General features: G+C 68.1%; 17 protein-coding genes. 9 read left to right on the plus strand and 8 right to left on the minus strand.

Annotation, left to right across the window (positions count from 1 at the left end; translation table 11 throughout):
- The first annotated feature begins 27 nt into the window (after positions 1-27).
- On the plus strand, positions 28-231 hold the full coding sequence (locus tag EV648_RS18725) for a hypothetical protein (protein WP_132292903.1): 204 nt from the start codon (positions 28-30) through the stop codon (positions 229-231).
- A gap of 10 nt (positions 232-241) precedes the next feature.
- Here the strand turns inward: EV648_RS18725 and EV648_RS18730 are convergent, their stop codons facing one another.
- Both EV648_RS18730 and EV648_RS18735 read right to left on the minus strand, forming a co-directional pair.
- Complete coding sequence (locus tag EV648_RS18730) at positions 242-1276, minus strand: S-adenosylmethionine:tRNA ribosyltransferase-isomerase (protein ID WP_132292906.1); 1035 nt, start codon at positions 1274-1276, stop codon at positions 242-244.
- Positions 1273-1992: an SDR family oxidoreductase gene (locus EV648_RS18735; RefSeq protein ID WP_132292909.1), complete on the minus strand. Its 720-nt coding sequence runs from the start codon at positions 1990-1992 to the stop codon at positions 1273-1275. The genes EV648_RS18730 and EV648_RS18735 overlap by 4 nt, the downstream gene beginning before the upstream one ends.
- Positions 1993-2096: 104 nt before the next feature.
- On the opposite strand from EV648_RS18735, the gene EV648_RS18740 reads away from it, so the two are divergent.
- The gene (locus EV648_RS18740; protein ID WP_132292912.1) at positions 2097-2894 is read left to right on the plus strand and encodes an alpha/beta hydrolase; all 798 of its coding nucleotides are present in this window, start codon (positions 2097-2099) and stop codon (positions 2892-2894) included.
- Between the two features lie 188 nt (positions 2895-3082).
- Here the strand turns inward: EV648_RS18740 and EV648_RS43295 are convergent, their stop codons facing one another.
- The 3 genes from EV648_RS43295 to EV648_RS42650 all read right to left on the minus strand — a co-directional run bounded on the left by EV648_RS43295 (position 3083) and on the right by EV648_RS42650 (position 5366).
- Positions 3083-3340: a hypothetical protein gene (locus EV648_RS43295; protein ID WP_199234690.1), complete on the minus strand. Its 258-nt coding sequence runs from the start codon at positions 3338-3340 to the stop codon at positions 3083-3085.
- A 124-nt stretch (positions 3341-3464) separates the two neighbouring features.
- A complete protein-coding gene (locus EV648_RS18750) occupies positions 3465-5105 on the minus strand; it encodes an FAD-binding oxidoreductase (RefSeq protein WP_132292915.1) in 1641 nt (546 codons plus the stop codon).
- A gap of 123 nt (positions 5106-5228) precedes the next feature.
- Positions 5229-5366, minus strand: coding sequence for a hypothetical protein (locus EV648_RS42650; protein ID WP_158294019.1), 138 nt, complete (start codon positions 5364-5366; stop codon positions 5229-5231).
- Positions 5367-5379: 13 nt separating this feature from the next.
- Between EV648_RS42650 and EV648_RS18755 the strand changes: the two genes are divergently transcribed.
- The 3 genes from EV648_RS18755 (at position 5380) to EV648_RS18765 (ending at position 8759) form a co-directional block, all read left to right on the plus strand.
- Positions 5380-5997 (plus strand): TetR/AcrR family transcriptional regulator, encoded by a 618-nt coding sequence (locus EV648_RS18755; RefSeq protein ID WP_132292918.1) that lies wholly within the window; start codon positions 5380-5382, stop codon positions 5995-5997.
- Positions 5994-7535: a glycerol-3-phosphate dehydrogenase/oxidase gene (locus EV648_RS18760; protein ID WP_132292921.1), complete on the plus strand. Its 1542-nt coding sequence runs from the start codon at positions 5994-5996 to the stop codon at positions 7533-7535. Before EV648_RS18755 ends, EV648_RS18760 begins: the two co-directional genes overlap by 4 nt.
- Before the next feature lie 108 nt (positions 7536-7643).
- Positions 7644-8759, plus strand: a complete 1116-nt coding sequence (locus EV648_RS18765) for a DUF4328 domain-containing protein (protein ID WP_132292924.1) — start codon at positions 7644-7646, stop codon at positions 8757-8759.
- Here EV648_RS18765 and EV648_RS18770 read toward each other — a convergent pair.
- Together EV648_RS18770 and EV648_RS18775 are read right to left on the minus strand one after the other, a co-directional pair.
- Positions 8733-9512 carry a protein phosphatase 2C domain-containing protein gene (locus EV648_RS18770; RefSeq protein ID WP_132292927.1) on the minus strand — a complete coding sequence of 260 codons (780 nt, stop codon included), beginning with the start codon at positions 9510-9512 and terminating at the stop codon, positions 8733-8735. The two genes, EV648_RS18765 and EV648_RS18770, sit on opposite strands and share 27 nt — an antisense overlap.
- Positions 9513-9624: 112 nt before the next feature.
- A complete protein-coding gene (locus EV648_RS18775; protein WP_132292930.1) occupies positions 9625-10344 on the minus strand; it encodes an NAD(P)-dependent oxidoreductase in 720 nt (239 codons plus the stop codon).
- A 119-nt stretch (positions 10345-10463) separates the two neighbouring features.
- On the opposite strand from EV648_RS18775, the gene EV648_RS18780 reads away from it, so the two are divergent.
- The 3 genes from EV648_RS18780 (at position 10464) to EV648_RS18790 (ending at position 12321) form a co-directional block, all read left to right on the plus strand.
- The gene (locus EV648_RS18780) at positions 10464-11075 is read left to right on the plus strand and encodes a pentapeptide repeat-containing protein (protein ID WP_132292933.1); all 612 of its coding nucleotides are present in this window, start codon (positions 10464-10466) and stop codon (positions 11073-11075) included.
- A gap of 183 nt (positions 11076-11258) precedes the next feature.
- Positions 11259-11480 carry a hypothetical protein gene (locus EV648_RS18785; RefSeq protein ID WP_132292936.1) on the plus strand — a complete coding sequence of 74 codons (222 nt, stop codon included), beginning with the start codon at positions 11259-11261 and terminating at the stop codon, positions 11478-11480.
- Positions 11481-11838: 358 nt separating this feature from the next.
- Positions 11839-12321, plus strand: a complete 483-nt coding sequence (locus tag EV648_RS18790; protein ID WP_132292939.1) for a GNAT family N-acetyltransferase — start codon at positions 11839-11841, stop codon at positions 12319-12321.
- 181 nt (positions 12322-12502) lie between these two features.
- Here the strand turns inward: EV648_RS18790 and EV648_RS18795 are convergent, their stop codons facing one another.
- Entirely contained in the window at positions 12503-12976 is a 474-nt protein-coding gene (locus tag EV648_RS18795) for a carboxymuconolactone decarboxylase family protein (RefSeq protein WP_132292942.1), read from the minus strand.
- 240 nt (positions 12977-13216) lie between these two features.
- Between EV648_RS18795 and EV648_RS18800 the strand changes: the two genes are divergently transcribed.
- Entirely contained in the window at positions 13217-14155 is a 939-nt protein-coding gene (locus tag EV648_RS18800) for a PrsW family intramembrane metalloprotease (protein WP_158294020.1), read from the plus strand.
- Positions 14156-15255 lie beyond the last annotated feature (1100 nt).

Below are 15255 nucleotides of genomic sequence, written 5' to 3' on the forward strand. Positions count from 1 at the left end.
CGTCGGCGGCCGCCGACTGGATCGGTGGTGGCAGCCGTGAGCCCGCGGGCGGTCGACAAGCGGGCCCGGCCCGGGAACGAGGGTGGACCGCCGCTGATCGGACCGCCGACCGACTTCAGCGCAGTGACCTCCTTGGGGGAGCCGGCGGCCCCCGAGGTCGACGTCCCTGAGGCCGTCATCCCCGAGGTCGTCGCCGAGCAGGAGCCGGCGACCGAGAAGGAGAAGGTCTGACCGGCTGCGGTCAGCTCCGCAACATCAGGCAGCTGTCGCCGAACTCGTGCCACAGGTAGCCACGTTGGAGGGCGGCGTCGTAGGCGTGCTGTACGACGTCGCCTCCGACCACCGACTCCAGCAGGAGCAGGTGGGAAGCCTCCGGCGCGTGCATGCCCGTGATCAGCCCGTCCACGACGGCAGCGGGATGATCCGGCCCGAGCACGAGGTCCGTCCAACCACCCGCGGCCGCGACTGATCCGTCAGGCTGTGCGGCCGACTCGATCGCCCGCACCGCCGTGGTCCCGACAGCGATCACCCTGCCGCCGTTGGCCTTCACCCAGTTCACCAGCCGCGCGGTGTGCTCCGATACGTCGTACCGCTCGGGCAGCGGTGGCTCGTAGCTCTCCAGCGACGACACCCCGCAGTGCAGCAGGATCGGCGCGATCAGTACTCCGGACGCGGCCAACTGACTCACCAGCTCGAAGCTGAACGGCCTTCCAGCGCTCGGCATCTCCGCCGAACCCGGCTGGTTCGCGAACACCGTCTGGTAGAGCGCGAGCGGCCACTGCCGGTCGACGTACTTGTAGGTGATCGCGCGACCGTGGCGACCCAGGTAGGCGACCACGTCCGCAACTGGCGGCTTGGCTCGCCAGAGCCTGGTGCTCCCGGGGTCGTATGGCTCCAGCAGAGTCAGCGTGCCCTCGGGGAGCTCCACCCGGTCGCCGGCCGCGCCACCGAACATCGGCATCCCACCACTGCGCAACTCGACCACCCAGGTGCCGTCGTCGAGCGCTGTGGAGAAGTGGACGACAACCGGAGCAACTCCTCCGCCGGTGATCCACGAGCCGTCCACCGCCGCGGGCAGCGTGCCAGAGGTGTTCACGAGCAACAGGTCTCCCGGCCGCAGGTGCTCCCCGATCCGGTCGAACCGGGTATGCGTGACGGTCGACCCCTCCGCGACCAGCAGCCTCACCCGGTCCCGGGCCAGCCCTCGCGCTTCCGGTGGCTCCGCCGCGTTCAGCTCGTCGGGCAGGGTGAATCTGGTGTGGGGATGAACTCTCACGAGGTCACCGCCGGGGCGAACTCCGCCGCCCGGTAGCGACCACTCGCCGGCCGGCTGTCGAGCAACTGCAGGAACGCCGGTACTGCGGTGGCCGGCTCCGGGCGGTCCGAGATGTCCTCGCCCGGGAAGGCCGCCTGGTGCATGGCTGTCCGCAGATCACCCGGGTCGACCGCGTAGACGGCCAGCGCGGGGTGTTCTGCCGCCAGTACTGCACTCGCGTGGTCCAGAGCAGCCTTGGCCGAACCGTAGCCACCCCAACCCTCGTATGCCTCCACTGCGGCATCGGAGCTGATGTTGAGCACGATGCCGGAGTTCGCGGTCAGCGCCGGCACCAGCGCCTGGGTCAGGGCGATCGGCGCGATCACGTCGACCTCGTAAACGCGCCGGAGTTCGTCGATGTCGGCGACGGCCAACGGTTGCAGCGGGCTCGGGCCGAGGTAGCTGGCGTTGTTCACCAGCAGATCGAGGCGGCCGAGCTCACCCACGGCGTCGGCGAGATCGGCCCGGTGGTCGGGGTCGGTGACGTCACCGGCGAGCGGTACGACGTCGGTGCGGCCGGCCAGCGCGTCGGCCGCGTCCTTCAGTGCGTCGGCGCCCCGGGCGTCGATGATCAGCGCCCAGCCACGGTCGGCCAGACCGTGCGCGAGCGCGAGGCCGAGACCGGCGGAGGCGCCGGTGACGAGAGCAACGGGACGGGTCAGGGAATCAGGAGTCATGTCCGTCACTCTCATACCTCAAGAGAACTTGAGGTCAAGAGATCCGTGAATCCATTGCTTCGGCCAGTACCGCCTGCGAGCATGAGGCGACCCGAGGAGCACGTATGACTGAAGGCACTCCGCGAACCATCGTCCTGATCCACGGTCTCTGGCTGACCTCACTGTCCTGGCAGCACTGGATCACTCGTTACACCGAGCGCGGCGAGACTGTCATTGCTCCCGAATGGCCGCGGATGAACGCGGACCTGGAGACCCTGCGCCGGGACCCGTCGGTGATGAACGGGCTCGGCCTGACCGAGATCGTGGACAGCTACGACCGCAAGATCCGCGACCTCGACACCCCACCGATCCTGATGGGCCACTCGTTCGGTGGCGCGATCGTCCAGTTGCTGCTCGACCGGGGTCTCGGCGCGGCCGGGGTGGCGATCGACCCGGCGCCGATCAAGGGAGTACTCCGGCTGCCGCTGTCGGCGCTCAAGGCCTCGGCCCCGGCGCTGACGAACCCCCTGAACCGCAACAAGACCGTCGGCCTGACCAAGGAGCAGTGGCACTTCGCCTTCACGAACACGTTGAGCAAGGCGGACTCGGACGCTCTCTACGACGAGTACCACGTGCCGTCGACCGCACGCCCGCTCTTCCAGGCGGCGACCGCGAACTTCAACCCGAACGCGGCCACAAAGGTGAACTTCAAGAACGACACCAGGGCCCCGCTCCTGATCATCGCCGGCGGCGCGGACCACACCGTCCCACCGGCGATGACCAAGGAGAACTACCAGCGTTACAAGAGCAACGCGGTCACCGACTACTACGAGTTCCCCGGCCGCCCCCACTTCACCGGCGGCGTACCGGGCTGGGAAGAGGTGGCCGACTACGCCCTGGACTGGGCGCTCAAGCACAGCTAGCTGCTGTAGACCTCGTACTCGGACAGTTGACCCGCAGGCCATCCTGTGTTGGATGTGAAGGTCAACCGCACATAGCGAGTGTTCGCCCCCGGCAGCGTGATCGTCGCCGTGTTCCCGGATCCAGGACCCAGGCAGAGCTCGGGGGTAGCTTCAGCACCAGCCGCTTCACCGCGAGGCTGTTGCCCAGGTCAACGGTCAGGGGACTGCGGCCACGAGTTGCTCGCGCTTTCCCAGTAACTGTTGGCGTTTCCGTCGACGGTGTTGCGGGGCACGTAGTTCTGGACGGAGCTGCTCGCGGTGACCGGGCGACCTGCGGCCAGGTTGCCCGCGGGCGGAGTCGGGTCACCACCGCCCGTGCCCGGCTCCAGCCAGTTGCAACCGCTCCAGGTGGAGTCCCAGCCACTGTTGCCCGCGCCGCAGTTCAGGGCGTGGACATGAATTTGCACCTTCCTGGGGGCGGATGGAGGAGCGAAGGGGTCGCCACACCTTAAGGAAGGTACTAACTTGACGCAATAGTTCGACTACCTAACGCAAGTTATCAACAGCTGTGCATATCACTGTGGACGCAGGTCAGTCCTCGGGGAGCAGGATCCCAGGATTGAGGATGCCGTTCGGGTCCAGCACGTGCTTGACGGCCTGCAGGGCTTCGACCGCGAGCGGGCCGATCTCGGTTACGTAGGCGTCGCGGTGGTCGGTGCCGACTGCGTGGTGGTGCGTGATCGTTCCACCTGCCTCGGCGATCGCCTGGCTCGCGGCAGCCTTCGCCTTGCGCCACTGGGCGACGGCGTCGTCGGTCTGGGCGGAGATCACCGTGAAGTAGAGCGAGGCGCCGGTCTCGTAGACATGGGAGACGTGGCAGAGCACCAGCGGAGGAGTGCCCTGCTCTGCCAACGCGGCGACCAGTGCCTCGGTGACCTTCGCCTTCAGCGCCGGCAGGGTCGACCAGAACCCTGCGGTCTCGAGCGTCTCCACCAAGGCGCCCTCGTCGAGCAGGGGATCGCGGAGATAGGGAGCGCGGTAGCGACCCTGGCGCCAGGTCTCGCCCGGACCTTTGCCGAGGGATTCGCCGCCTGCGGCTGTGAGGACTTCGGCCACCTCGGCCCGGCGTACCGCAGTATGGGTGCCTTCGAAGCCGACAATCGCCAGTACTCCGCCGGTGCCGCCGCCGAGGACATCCGGGTCAGCGAGGTTGATCGCGGTCTCGGCCTCGTCGGACAACCGCAGCACGGTCGGGAGCGGGCCGTCCTGGGCGAGGCGGCGGATCGCGGTCAGGCCTTCGTCGAACGACGCGAACTTCCAGCCCTCGAAGGACCGCTCCGTGGGGCGGGGGCGGATCCGGAGTACGACCGAGGTGATGATGCCGAAGGCGCCTTCGGAACCGAGCACGAGTTGGCGGAGGTCCGGGCCGGCCGCGGACATCGGCGCGCGACCGAGTTCCACCGTGCCGCGCGGAGTCGCCAGGGTCAGCCCGACCACCATCTGGTCGAACCGCCCGTAGCCGGCCGAGGACTGACCACTCGAGCGCGTCGCGGCATACCCGCCGATGCTCGCGCCTTCGTACGACTGCGGGAAGTGGCCGAGCGTGTACCCGTGCTCGGTGAGTATCGCCTCGGCGGCAGTACCGCGTACGCCGGCCTCGAGGGTCGCCGTGCGGGAGATCTCGTCGATGCTGACGAGTCTGTTCAGGCGGCGCAGGTCTACGGCGATGAACGTGGCGCGCTGCGGGGCGAGTCCGCCGACGACCGAGGTTCCGCCCGCATAAGGGGAGATCGCGATCCGGTGCTCGTCGCACGCGGTGAGGAGCGCCAGTACTTCGTCGTGCGAGCCCGGGTAGACGACGGCGGCCGGCAGGTCCGAGGTGTCGCCCGCGCGGTGGCGGAGCAGGTCGGGCGTCGAGTAGCCGCGGGTATGACCCCAGCGCGTCTCGAAGTCGGTCTTCACGTGCTCCGCGCCGAGCACCTTCTCCAGCACCTCCCGGGCGGCGAGGGTGAGCTCCGGGTCGTCCGTCGAACCACCCGGAGCCGCGTCGCCTGCCGCCTCACCCTCACCCGCAGTACGTCGTACGGCTGGGTCCACCACGGGAGCGGCCGGGCGGCGTACGCCGAGGTGCTTGAGGGCTTCGACGGCTGCGGCGGGGAGTTCGACCGGGTGGGCCGGGTCGCCCCAGCGGCCGGGCGTGAGTTGCACCACCGGCAGGTCGGACTCGGTCATTCGGGGCTCCCCATTGGTCGGCTTCGGCGGTACCGTCCGGAAGAGGTGAAACCCCCTGGTCTCCACCTCTTCCGGACGTTCCCCACACGCCGGAGTCGCTGATACACTCTGACGTGTGATGTCTCAGCGTAGCAGCGAAATCGCCAACGGCTCCAGCAGCCCCGGTTCTCCTGACAGCAGCTCGACAGGCAGCAGCTCGACAGCCAGCAGCTCGACAGCCAGCAGCTCGACAGCCAGCAGCTCCACGGGCAGCGGCTCCACGGGCGCGACCTCGGTGGACCCAGGCAACGGTGAGGGGGCTCCGGCCTCCACCCGGCCCACGCCGGCGAACGCGATCGGCGAGGAGCGGATCCTCGACGCGGCGTACGAACTGCTGCTCGCGATCGGGATGCGCCGGATGACGATGGCCGACATCGCCCGGCACGCGGAGGTCTCCCGGGCGACGCTCTACCGTCGTTGGCCGAATGTGCAGGCCGTGGTCGCCGCGCTGATGACCCGGGAGTGGACCACCGCGCTGGTCTCGGCCTTCCAGCCCGACTCCGTGGACGGGCGCTCCCGCCTGGTCGAAGGGGTCGTCGAGGTGGTCGCGAAGACCCGGACCCACCCGCTGATGCGCAAGATCATCGAGCTCGACCCGGAGTTCCTCACGCCGTACCTGCTCGAGCGGCGAGGCAGCAGCACGGTCGCACACCTCGCACTGGTCAAGGCGGGGATCGAGGCGGGTCAGGCGGACGGGTCGATCCGCGACGGCGACCCGGATTGGCTGTCGCGGCAGATCATCCTGGTCTCGCTGGCGTCGGCGGTGTCGGGACCGGTGCTCGCCGAGCCGAAGGAGTACCCGGAGCTGGACGAGGAGCTGCGGGTGATGCTGACGAGGTACCTGACGCCATGATCGCGGTGGGCAACGCCAGTTTGAACGCGGCCCGGCGGACGCGCGAGCTGGACTGGCTCGAGACGACCGGCAAGGTCGACGTGCTGGTGATCGGCGGCGGCGTCACCGGGGTCGGGGTCGCCCTCGACGCGGCCGCGCGCGGGCTGACCGTTGCCCTGGTGGAGAAGCACGATCTGGCCTTCGGGACCAGCCGCTGGAGCTCGAAGCTGGTGCATGGCGGCCTGCGCTACCTGGCTTCGGGGCATGTCGGGATCGCGTACGAGAGCGCGGTCGAGCGCGGCATCCTGATGAAGACCACCGCGCCACATCTCGTCCACCCGGTCCCGCAGGTCGCGCCATGGTTGCCGCAGGCAAGGATCGCGCAGGCGGCGATGCTGCGCGGCGCCTTCCTCGGCGGCGACGTGCTCCGCACCTTCGCGCGGACCAGTGACGACTACCTGCCGCACTCCCGCCGGATCAGCTCGGCCGAGATCCTCCGCTACGCCCCGACGCTGCGCCCCGAGGGACTGCGCGGCGGCTTCCTCACCTGGGACGGCCAGCTGTACGACGATGCGCGGCTGGTCGTCGCGATCGCGCGCACCGCTGCGTCGTACGGAGCGCGGGTGATCACGCGGTGCTCGGCGGAGCAGGTGACCGGTGCCGGCGCGGTACTGGTGGATCAGTTGTCTGGCCGGCGGTTGAGCGTGGATGCCCGGATCGTCATCAACGCGGCCGGGATCTGGGCGGATCAGGTGGCCTCCGGCATCAAGCTGCGGCCCAGCCGGGGGTCTCACCTGGTGCTGCCGCAGTCGGCCTTCGGTGGGTTGTCGGCCGTGTTGACCGTGCCGGTGCCGGGGGAGTTGCGCCGGGTGGTGATGGCCATTCCCGCTCCGGACGACCGGGTGTACGTGGGGCTGACCGACGAGGATGCGCCGGGGCCGGTGAGCGACGCACCGCACGCCACTGAGTCCGAGATCGATTTCCTGCTCAACACGATCAGCGGGGCCCTGCGCGTGCCGCTGACCAGGGACGACCTGCTCGGCACCTACGCGGGGTTGCGGCCGCTGCTCGACACCGGCCATCACCACGGCGGGTCCAAGACCGCCGACATCTCACGGCGGCATGCGGTGATCACGAGTCCCGAAGGTGTCGTGACGATCGTGGGCGGGAAGCTCACCACCTACCGGCGGATGGCGCAGGACGTTCTCGACACCGCCCTCGCGCAGTCGTCGGTCGAGGTCCGCCGCCCCTGCCTGACCCACCGCATCCCTCTCGTCGGTGCCGCCTCCCGGGGCCACCTGGCCGCCGTCCGGGCACCTGCCCGCTTCGTCCAGCGCTACGGCATCGAGGCGCCTGACGTCATCGCGGGAGACCCCTCACTACTGCTGCCGATCGCGCCCGGGCTGGCGACGACCCACGCCGAGCTCCGCTTCGCAGTACGCCACGAAGGCGCCATGACCGAAGACGACCTCCTTGACCGCCGCACCCGGATCGGCCTCTCCGCCTCCGACAGGGCTCTTGCCCTGCCAGCAGCCCAAGAGGCCTTCGCGTCCGTCTGAGCTGCGCGTCTGCACCCCGCTTTGCCGGCCGGTGGTGCGCTGGGCTGTGGATAACTGGGTGAGGGCTCCCTGGGCTGGGATAACTTGTCCCACGGGGAGGTGGGGAAGGTGAGTCAGCCTTATCCGAGGCCGCAGGGGCCTTATCCGGGGTATCCGGCGGGGCAGTATCCGCCCTATCCGGCGGTGGTCGCGGCGCCGAAATACCGGCCGTTGCGGCGGATAGCGCTCGTCAGCATCGGCCTGATGGGAGTGACGGCGGTCGCCGCCGTGGTCCAGGTCGTGCTGATGTGGAGCTCGTACGACGACGTCAAGCGCTTCGTCTACGGGCTGGTCTCCGAGGACGAGTTCGACAGCGGGATGGAGTCGATCACCAACAGCGGGCCACTGCTGGACCTGGTCGGGTACCTGTTCGTCGGCACGGCAATCGCCTTCCTGATCTGGCTCTGGCAGGCCCGGGAGAACACCCAGGTGTTCCGTCCGGTCCCGCCGGGCGGGTTCGACTCGCACCGGCACACGCAGGGCTGGGTGGTGGGCAGCTGGATCTGCCCGATCGTCCAGTTCTGGTATCCGCTGCAGGTGGTCGAGGACGTCGTCCAGGCGAGCGAGCCACCCGCGCAACCGGGCGCGGCCAAGTCGGGCGAGATCCGCGCTCTGCTGTACGGGTGGTGGGCCGCGTGGGCCGGCTTCTGGGTGATCCTGGTCGCGGGCGGCGCGACGGTGCTGATCAGCTTCATCGTCTGGATCGTGCAACTGGTCGATCGTGCGGATGCGGCCGGCGCAACGGGTGACTACGTGGACATCTACGACCTGCAGGACGACATGGTCCGGGTCGCCCTCGGGGTGAACATCGGCTTCACGGTCGCCACCGCCCTCCTGATCGTCGCCGCTGTCACTGTCTCCCTGCTCCTCCTCCGAGTCAGCACCTGGCAGGACGCCCGAGGCACCGAGCTCGGCCTACTCCACCCGGGCCAGCCTCCCGCCACCCCGGTTGCCTACCCCCAGCCACCGCAGTACGCGCCGCGCCCGACATCCACCAGCCAGCCCGGCTTCGGACCTCCACCGAGCCAGCAGCCTTGGAACGCGCCCCGCTCGTTCCCGTCCTACGGCGCACAGCCGCACCCCGGAGGGCAGCCATCGCCTGGCCAGCCCACGAATCCTGGGGAGTCGACGTCTGGAGGCAGGGAGCAGCCGCCTGGCTCAGGGAGCTGGACGCCGCCGGGCTAGCCGCCAGAGGACTGCGCTGGCGTCGTCGTGGCGCTTGCCGCGGAATGTGCCCTCGGCGGCTTTCGTGTCGTATGCGCGGACTCTGTCGATCAGTTCCTGAGGCCCGGTCGTGTCGAGTACCTCGACCAGGTCTCCCCAGGTGTGCCCGTAGCGCTCCGCGTAGCGCGATGCCCCGTCGGTGAGCATCGCGACCACCTCGACGTCCGCGCGGTCCGTAGTACCGGCCACTGCTTCGTACGCCGCCTTCGGCTCGGTGCTCGCCACCCAGAAACCACCAGGCTGGTTCCGCAGTCGCCGCACGGCCTCGAACGTGTACTCCGGCAAGAGGTCGATCCGGTCATCCGCCACCACCGTCACCCGCTGATCGGGCGAACGCAGTACCACCGGCGAGTCCGCCAGCACCAGATGATCGACCTGGTCGGCAGAGGCTCGCACGATCGACACCGTCGACGACGGGCTGTCCGGATTCGCCAGATCGCAGCTGTCCCCGTGCTCGGCCATCACGGCGGCGATCGCGTCAGCCAACAGATCCGCCAGCGGGGCAGCGGATCCAGCGAGCAACGGCACCACCAACTGCCCGCCCAGCCGGCCGACCAGCCACGCCACCGAATGCCGGCACCCGGAGTTCAGCTCCACCGGCGCGGTCGCGCCGTCCAGCACGACCACGAACCCGGGCCCGCTCAACACCAGGTCCTCGTTGACCGCGGGAGGGCGACGGTCGGGCGCCGGCTGACACGCTGAGCGAATCTCCACCCCGCCATTCTCCCGGTGAGCAGAAGCCGTCATCCGGACGGGCAGGCGGTCCAGGTGTCCAGCAGCGACTGCTCCAACAGAATCCTGGGCGACCACCCGAGCTGCTTCTGCATCAAAGTCGTGTCGGCCTGCTGCCACGACGACTCAGCTGAAGGTCCGTCGAACGTGCTGTGATCGACCACGGCGGCGGTCCGATCGACCGGCACCGGGGAGGCGACGGCTGTCGCACGTCGGTGTAGTCGCGCCACTCGTCGGCCGGCGCCTCCTCCACAGCGGACGTGCTCGCCAACTGCTGGACCGCCTTGCCGAGCAACGAGCTCGGGGGCGAACCCGGGCCGCTGATGTTGAAGGAGCGGAGGACGACGGCGTCTGCGCCGTTCCGCTGCGCACGCAGTACCAGCTCCGAGCCGGCCAGCTTGCTGAACCCGTACGCCGTCCGTGGGCGCAGGTCCGCCTGCTCGTCATGGCTCGTGCCCCGCGGCGCGTCGCCGTACTCGGCTGAGCTGCCGATGTGGACGATCTGCGCGTTGCTCGCGTAGCCGTTCACGGAGGCGAGCAGGGCCCCGACGGCGACGACGTTGCCTCGGGTGAGCGCGAGGGCGTCGCCCTGGGTCGTGGCGGCGGCGTTGATCACGACAGTCGGCTTGCACATGCACACCTGCGTGTCCAGCGCGTAGCAGTGCCCGGTGGCGAGGTCGAACCGCCGGTGCGGACCGCCCGTGCTCCTGGTCATGCCGCGGTGCTCGATGCCGCGGTCCACGAGCAGCCGGCAGATCGCGCTGCCTAGGAAGCCACCGGCGCCGAAGACCATCACCCGCTCAGATCCGGTCACGCTGATCACTCTCCTGGGGTTGGTCTTTCAGCTGAACCTGTCGGCCAGCTGAATTCTGTCGGGCGGCTGAACTCTGTCGGTCCGAGGCGTCACACTGCAGGTGACCCGAGAGGAGTGCCGTGGCTGACCGCAAACACGGACGACCCGCACCGAAGACCGAGACCACGATCCGGGACTGGGACGACGCCGATCCGTCAGGCCAGACGTATACCCGGGTGCTGTTCATCGACTCCGACCTGACCGAGGTGACGAACCAGGGCGGAGTCTTCGAGGAGTGCACCTTCCGCGGCGTGCGATTCAACGCGTCCACCCACACCGACGCCGCGTTCGTGAACTGCACCTTCGTGCGGTGCTCGTTCTTCGACACCACGTTCAAGCGATGCAAGGTGATGGGCAGCATGTTCGACGACTGCTCCTACAACCTGATGAAGGTCGAGGGCGGCGACTGGTCGTTCGTCGGCCTGCCCGGCGCGGATCTGCGCGGCGTCGAACTCACCGGCGTGCGACTGCGGGAGGCCGACCTGACCGGGCTCAGGGCGAGCAAGGCTTCATTGCGGGATGTGGACCTGTCCGGCGCCTGGATGCACCAGGCCGACTTCTCCGGGGCCGACCTCCGCGGCTCGGATCTGTCCACCCTGGACCCGCTGACCGTGGAGCTCAAGAACGCCATCGTCGATCTCACCCAGGCGATGGTGATCACCACGTCGCTGGGCCTCGAGGTCCGACCCTGACCATGATTCCACCTGTGGATATCTTCAGCGTTCTGACCAGTCATCCCCCGATTCATCCACAACCTGTGGAAAACCATCCACACCCCCTCATCGGGCTCTGGCCACTGGTCGGAGGCGGCTCGAGCTCTTCGCCATCGCGGGTGCCAGCTCGGCCCGAGCCCCTGCATCGAGGTGAGCCCACCCATGGTCGTCAGATGGGTGCCACAACTGCCGATCCCCGGCATCCGGTGTGGGACGGTCGGGCTGAGCGTCGCCGCGAAGATCAGCGCGAGCGTCGTCGGCAACACCCGCGACGCCAGCCGGGGTGCCAGGTCGCCTGGCCGACGGACCGCCGAGATGGCGATCGGCACCGCCATGCCGGTCAGCACGAGCCACGTGTCCAACAGGTGCGGGATACCGCGATAGGTCTCGAGCACGCGTCCGGATCCTCCGTAGTCGCGACTCACGCAGGCCCGATCGGTCCCGCATGATCACGTCGTCAGTGGTCAGCCCGATGTCTCTTCCTCAACAGAGACTCAGCCGTCGGCTCCACCGACCGCCACCCCAGTCAGGACATCTGCACGCACCCGCAAGGAAACGATGAGACTCTCGTGACAATCCGTGAGACGATCGTCACGATCCGCAATCATCCCAAGGTTTCAAACTCGATGCATCAGGCAACAACCTCGTAGCCCCCGGCAACAATGCTTACGCTGGTCCGGCAGTCCACGTACTGCGGAGGCGGGCACCGAGGGTTGGGGAAATGATTGTCACGTGTCTCGAGATGACAGCTCCAGAGCAACTGATTCCTGGGCGACCGGCACCGGCTCCGTTGGACCTGGAAGAGGTCGGTCCAGAGTCCGCGCCTCTGATTCGCGCGGTTTATGTCCGCATCTGGGAGCCACTGGGCTCAGGCGGTCGGAGTATCTGGACCAACGAACGGTGGGCGGACGAGCTGTCCCAGCCGGCAGTCCACACGTGGCTCGCCCGGGTCGAGGGCGCCGTCGCCGGCTTCGTGGAACTGGAGGCAGCTGCAAACGGCAACGTGGGCATCGTGATCTTCGGCCTACTCCCCGAGTTCCAGTCCAAGGGCTTCGGCGGCCCTTTCCTAACCCTCGCAACTAAGACCGCGTGGAACCTCAAATCCCCGTCCGGCATGCCCACCAGCCGCGTCTGGCTACAAACATCCTCCGCAGACCACCCACACGCCCTAAGGAACTACAAGCACCGCGGCTTCCAGATCTTCGAAACCACACCTCTGCCCTGAGGCTGAGCCAGCCCCTGGACAGCTGAACCAGCGCCGTCCGACCTTGCCGTGCTCCGCGGCGCTGTTTCGCCGCCGGCCCTCGGTCGTGATCGTGCGGCGACGGCGCCATCGCCGCACGGATCTGGCGGTCAACCTCGGGTTATGCGCCGGGCACGCCAGTTCGCGGCCCAGGCGCTGCCTGCTAGCCGAACTGGCCGGGCTGGTAGTCGCCGGCGGGCTGCTGGACCATCACGTTCACCCGGTTGAAGGCGTTGATGATGGCGATCACCGACACCAGTGCGGCGAGCTGCTCCTCGTCGTAGTGCTTGGCCGCATTCGCCCAGGCCTCGTCCGTGACTCCACCGGCCGCATCCGCGATGCGGGTGCCCTGCTCCGCCAGCTCCAGCGCAGCACGCTCAGCCTCGGTGAACACCGTGGCCTCCCGCCACGCCGCCACCAGGTTGAGGCGCTGCGTCGACTCACCGGCCGCGGCGGCGTCCTTGGTGTGCATGTCGGTGCAGAACCCGCACCCGTTGATCTGACTCGCGCGGAGCCTCACCAACTCCTGCGTCGCGGCGGGCAGCGTCGAGTCCGCAGTCACCCGCCCCGCGGAGGCGACGTACTTGAGCACCTTGCCCGCAATCGGGTCGTCGAAAAGGTTCAAACGAGCATCCATGCCGAACTCCTCTACCGTTCTCGTTGGCTACACAACTCCGACGAAACGGCCCCCCACGATGTCAGGCAGCACGAATGTGACCTACGTCCCCCGGGCAATTCCGACTGGCCCTCGACCTACTGGGTCTTCCACCTGATCGGGTGCTGCAGGTCGGTGACTCCCTGACCGGCGAGGTGGCCGTACGCGATCTCACCCTCGGGGGACGATGTTCCGTGGCCGTTTGGCTGTCAGAGTCCGGGCGTGGCGAATCAACCTGTGGAGATCCCCGTTGTCGCTGGGAAGCGCGCGTGGCGCGCGGTTCTCCTCGTCGGCCTGCTGGTCTGGGTGCTGGCGGCTGGGGTGACAGCGGTCACTGACGACGAGATCCTGATACCGACCCTGTTCCTGATCGGCAGCTTTCTGGTGCCGATCACGGTCGTGACGTTCGCGCTGGCTCGGCTGGACGACTGCAACCTGACCACCAGTGTTGTCCTCACGGGGTTTCTCGCGGCGGGGACGATCGGGGTCGTCGTATCCGCCGTGACGGAGATCTACCTGCTGCCGACCGGGGCTGGGCCGGTGGGCAACGCGCTCGGGTTCTTCGGCGTCGGCTTGATCGAGGAGGTCTCCAAGGGTGCAGTGCTGGTGGCGGTCGCCTGGCGACTACGCGAGCGCACGGTACATGGAGGGATGGTCCTGGGCGCCACTGTAGGCGCCGGCTTCTCCGCCTTCGAAAGCACGGGCTACGCCTTCTACGCGTATGTCCAGCACACCGATGACCACCCCGAGCTGAACATCCTGCAGACCGAGGTGACGCGAGCCATGCTCGCCCCCTTCGGCCACCTGACCTGGACCGCGCTGCTCGGTGGAGCCCTTTTCGCAGCCACCGCTCGAGCCAACGGCGGGTTCCGCTTCACCATGCGGGTGGGTTGGACGCTCGCCGGCGTCGCCGCACTCCACGGAATATGGGACGCGACGTACGGCTGGGCGATCTGGATGACCCAAGGAATCACCGGAAGCGGCTGGGTCGCGGACTGGCCGGACGGTAGCTACTGGGAGGAGGTTCCGACACCAAGGGAGCTCTGGGTCTTCCATGTGATGTACGACGCCGCCCTGGCACTCAACGCCCTCGTCGGAATCATCTGGGTAGTCCGCAGCTGGCGCCACGGCGCAAGACCCGCCAAACATCCTCGCCCCTGAAATCCCCGCCAGCCACCAACCAGCCTGCCTGGCCGAGCGGCTACCGGTCTCAGCGAATGCGTGCCACATCCTGGCCTGGACGTTTCTGGAGACATATCCGGACGCCGGCTTCCAACTCGTGGACCTTCGCATGGCTGGCGAGCGGGATGCGTTCCACGTCGTGAGCAACGGAACCGAGGCCTTCGACCACGCCGGTTGGTTGGACGACCCTGGACGAGCTCGTCCGCATGAGCGAGGAATTTGAATGCGAGCCGATCCAGACTCTGCCGGTAGCGGAGGACAATCTCCACAGCTATTGCGAGACCCATCGGTGCAGACCGCCCGAGAGCTACTGGTCAGACCCGCACCCACGTGCACAGGCCTGCCTCAAGCAGTTCCCGGCACTCTGACATGGGGAAAGAGGTTTGTGGAGAGGAGGGGACTCGAACCCCTAACCTCTGCCGTGCAGAGGCGAACCGGGCAGCTCCGCCTGGCTGAGCAGTGAAGCGATGAGTGTCGTGTCCGGCTGGCCAGTGACCGTTGCTGACCGGCCGGACCCGCTACATCAGCGGGCGTCGGGATCGAGGCGCTGTTCCAGCCGCTCAACTCGTCGGCGGAGCTCGTCTAGGTCGTGGTCGAGGACATCTGAAACAGTTGTGTAAGCCCCGAATGCGTAGCGAGACTTACCAGCTTCGCTGCCGTCCGGACGATCGGGATACCTCGTTCCCATTGCCACATCCAGCGACCGCATCCGCTGCCTCAGCCAGCTCCGCACCATTACGACCTCCACTGATCGCGCACGGGCCGCATTCCGGCCACCTGATCGATCAGAACCTAGCCTGGTTGCGAGGCTGCCCGGCACTGCCCCCAGCCATCGAGGATGCCTGTGTCTTCCCGTCTGCCGTTCGGCCCACGCGTAAGCGCGATCAGGAGCCACCAGAGGGGCCCAGGTCGCGACCCACATCGCAGACGGGCTCAGCGCCCAGATCGACGCCGCACGTGAGGACCAGGGCGACGACGAGGTGCAAGGCTGATGTGGCACGCGTGTGGCACGGATGGATCTGGCGGTCAACCTCGGTGGGGGAGGGAGCCAGGAATCAGGCTCTGACTTAGGGGAAGAA

The sequence above is a fragment of the Kribbella sp. VKM Ac-2568 genome, assembly GCF_004345365.1.
Classification (GTDB): Bacteria; Actinomycetota; Actinomycetes; order Propionibacteriales; family Kribbellaceae; genus Kribbella; species Kribbella orskensis.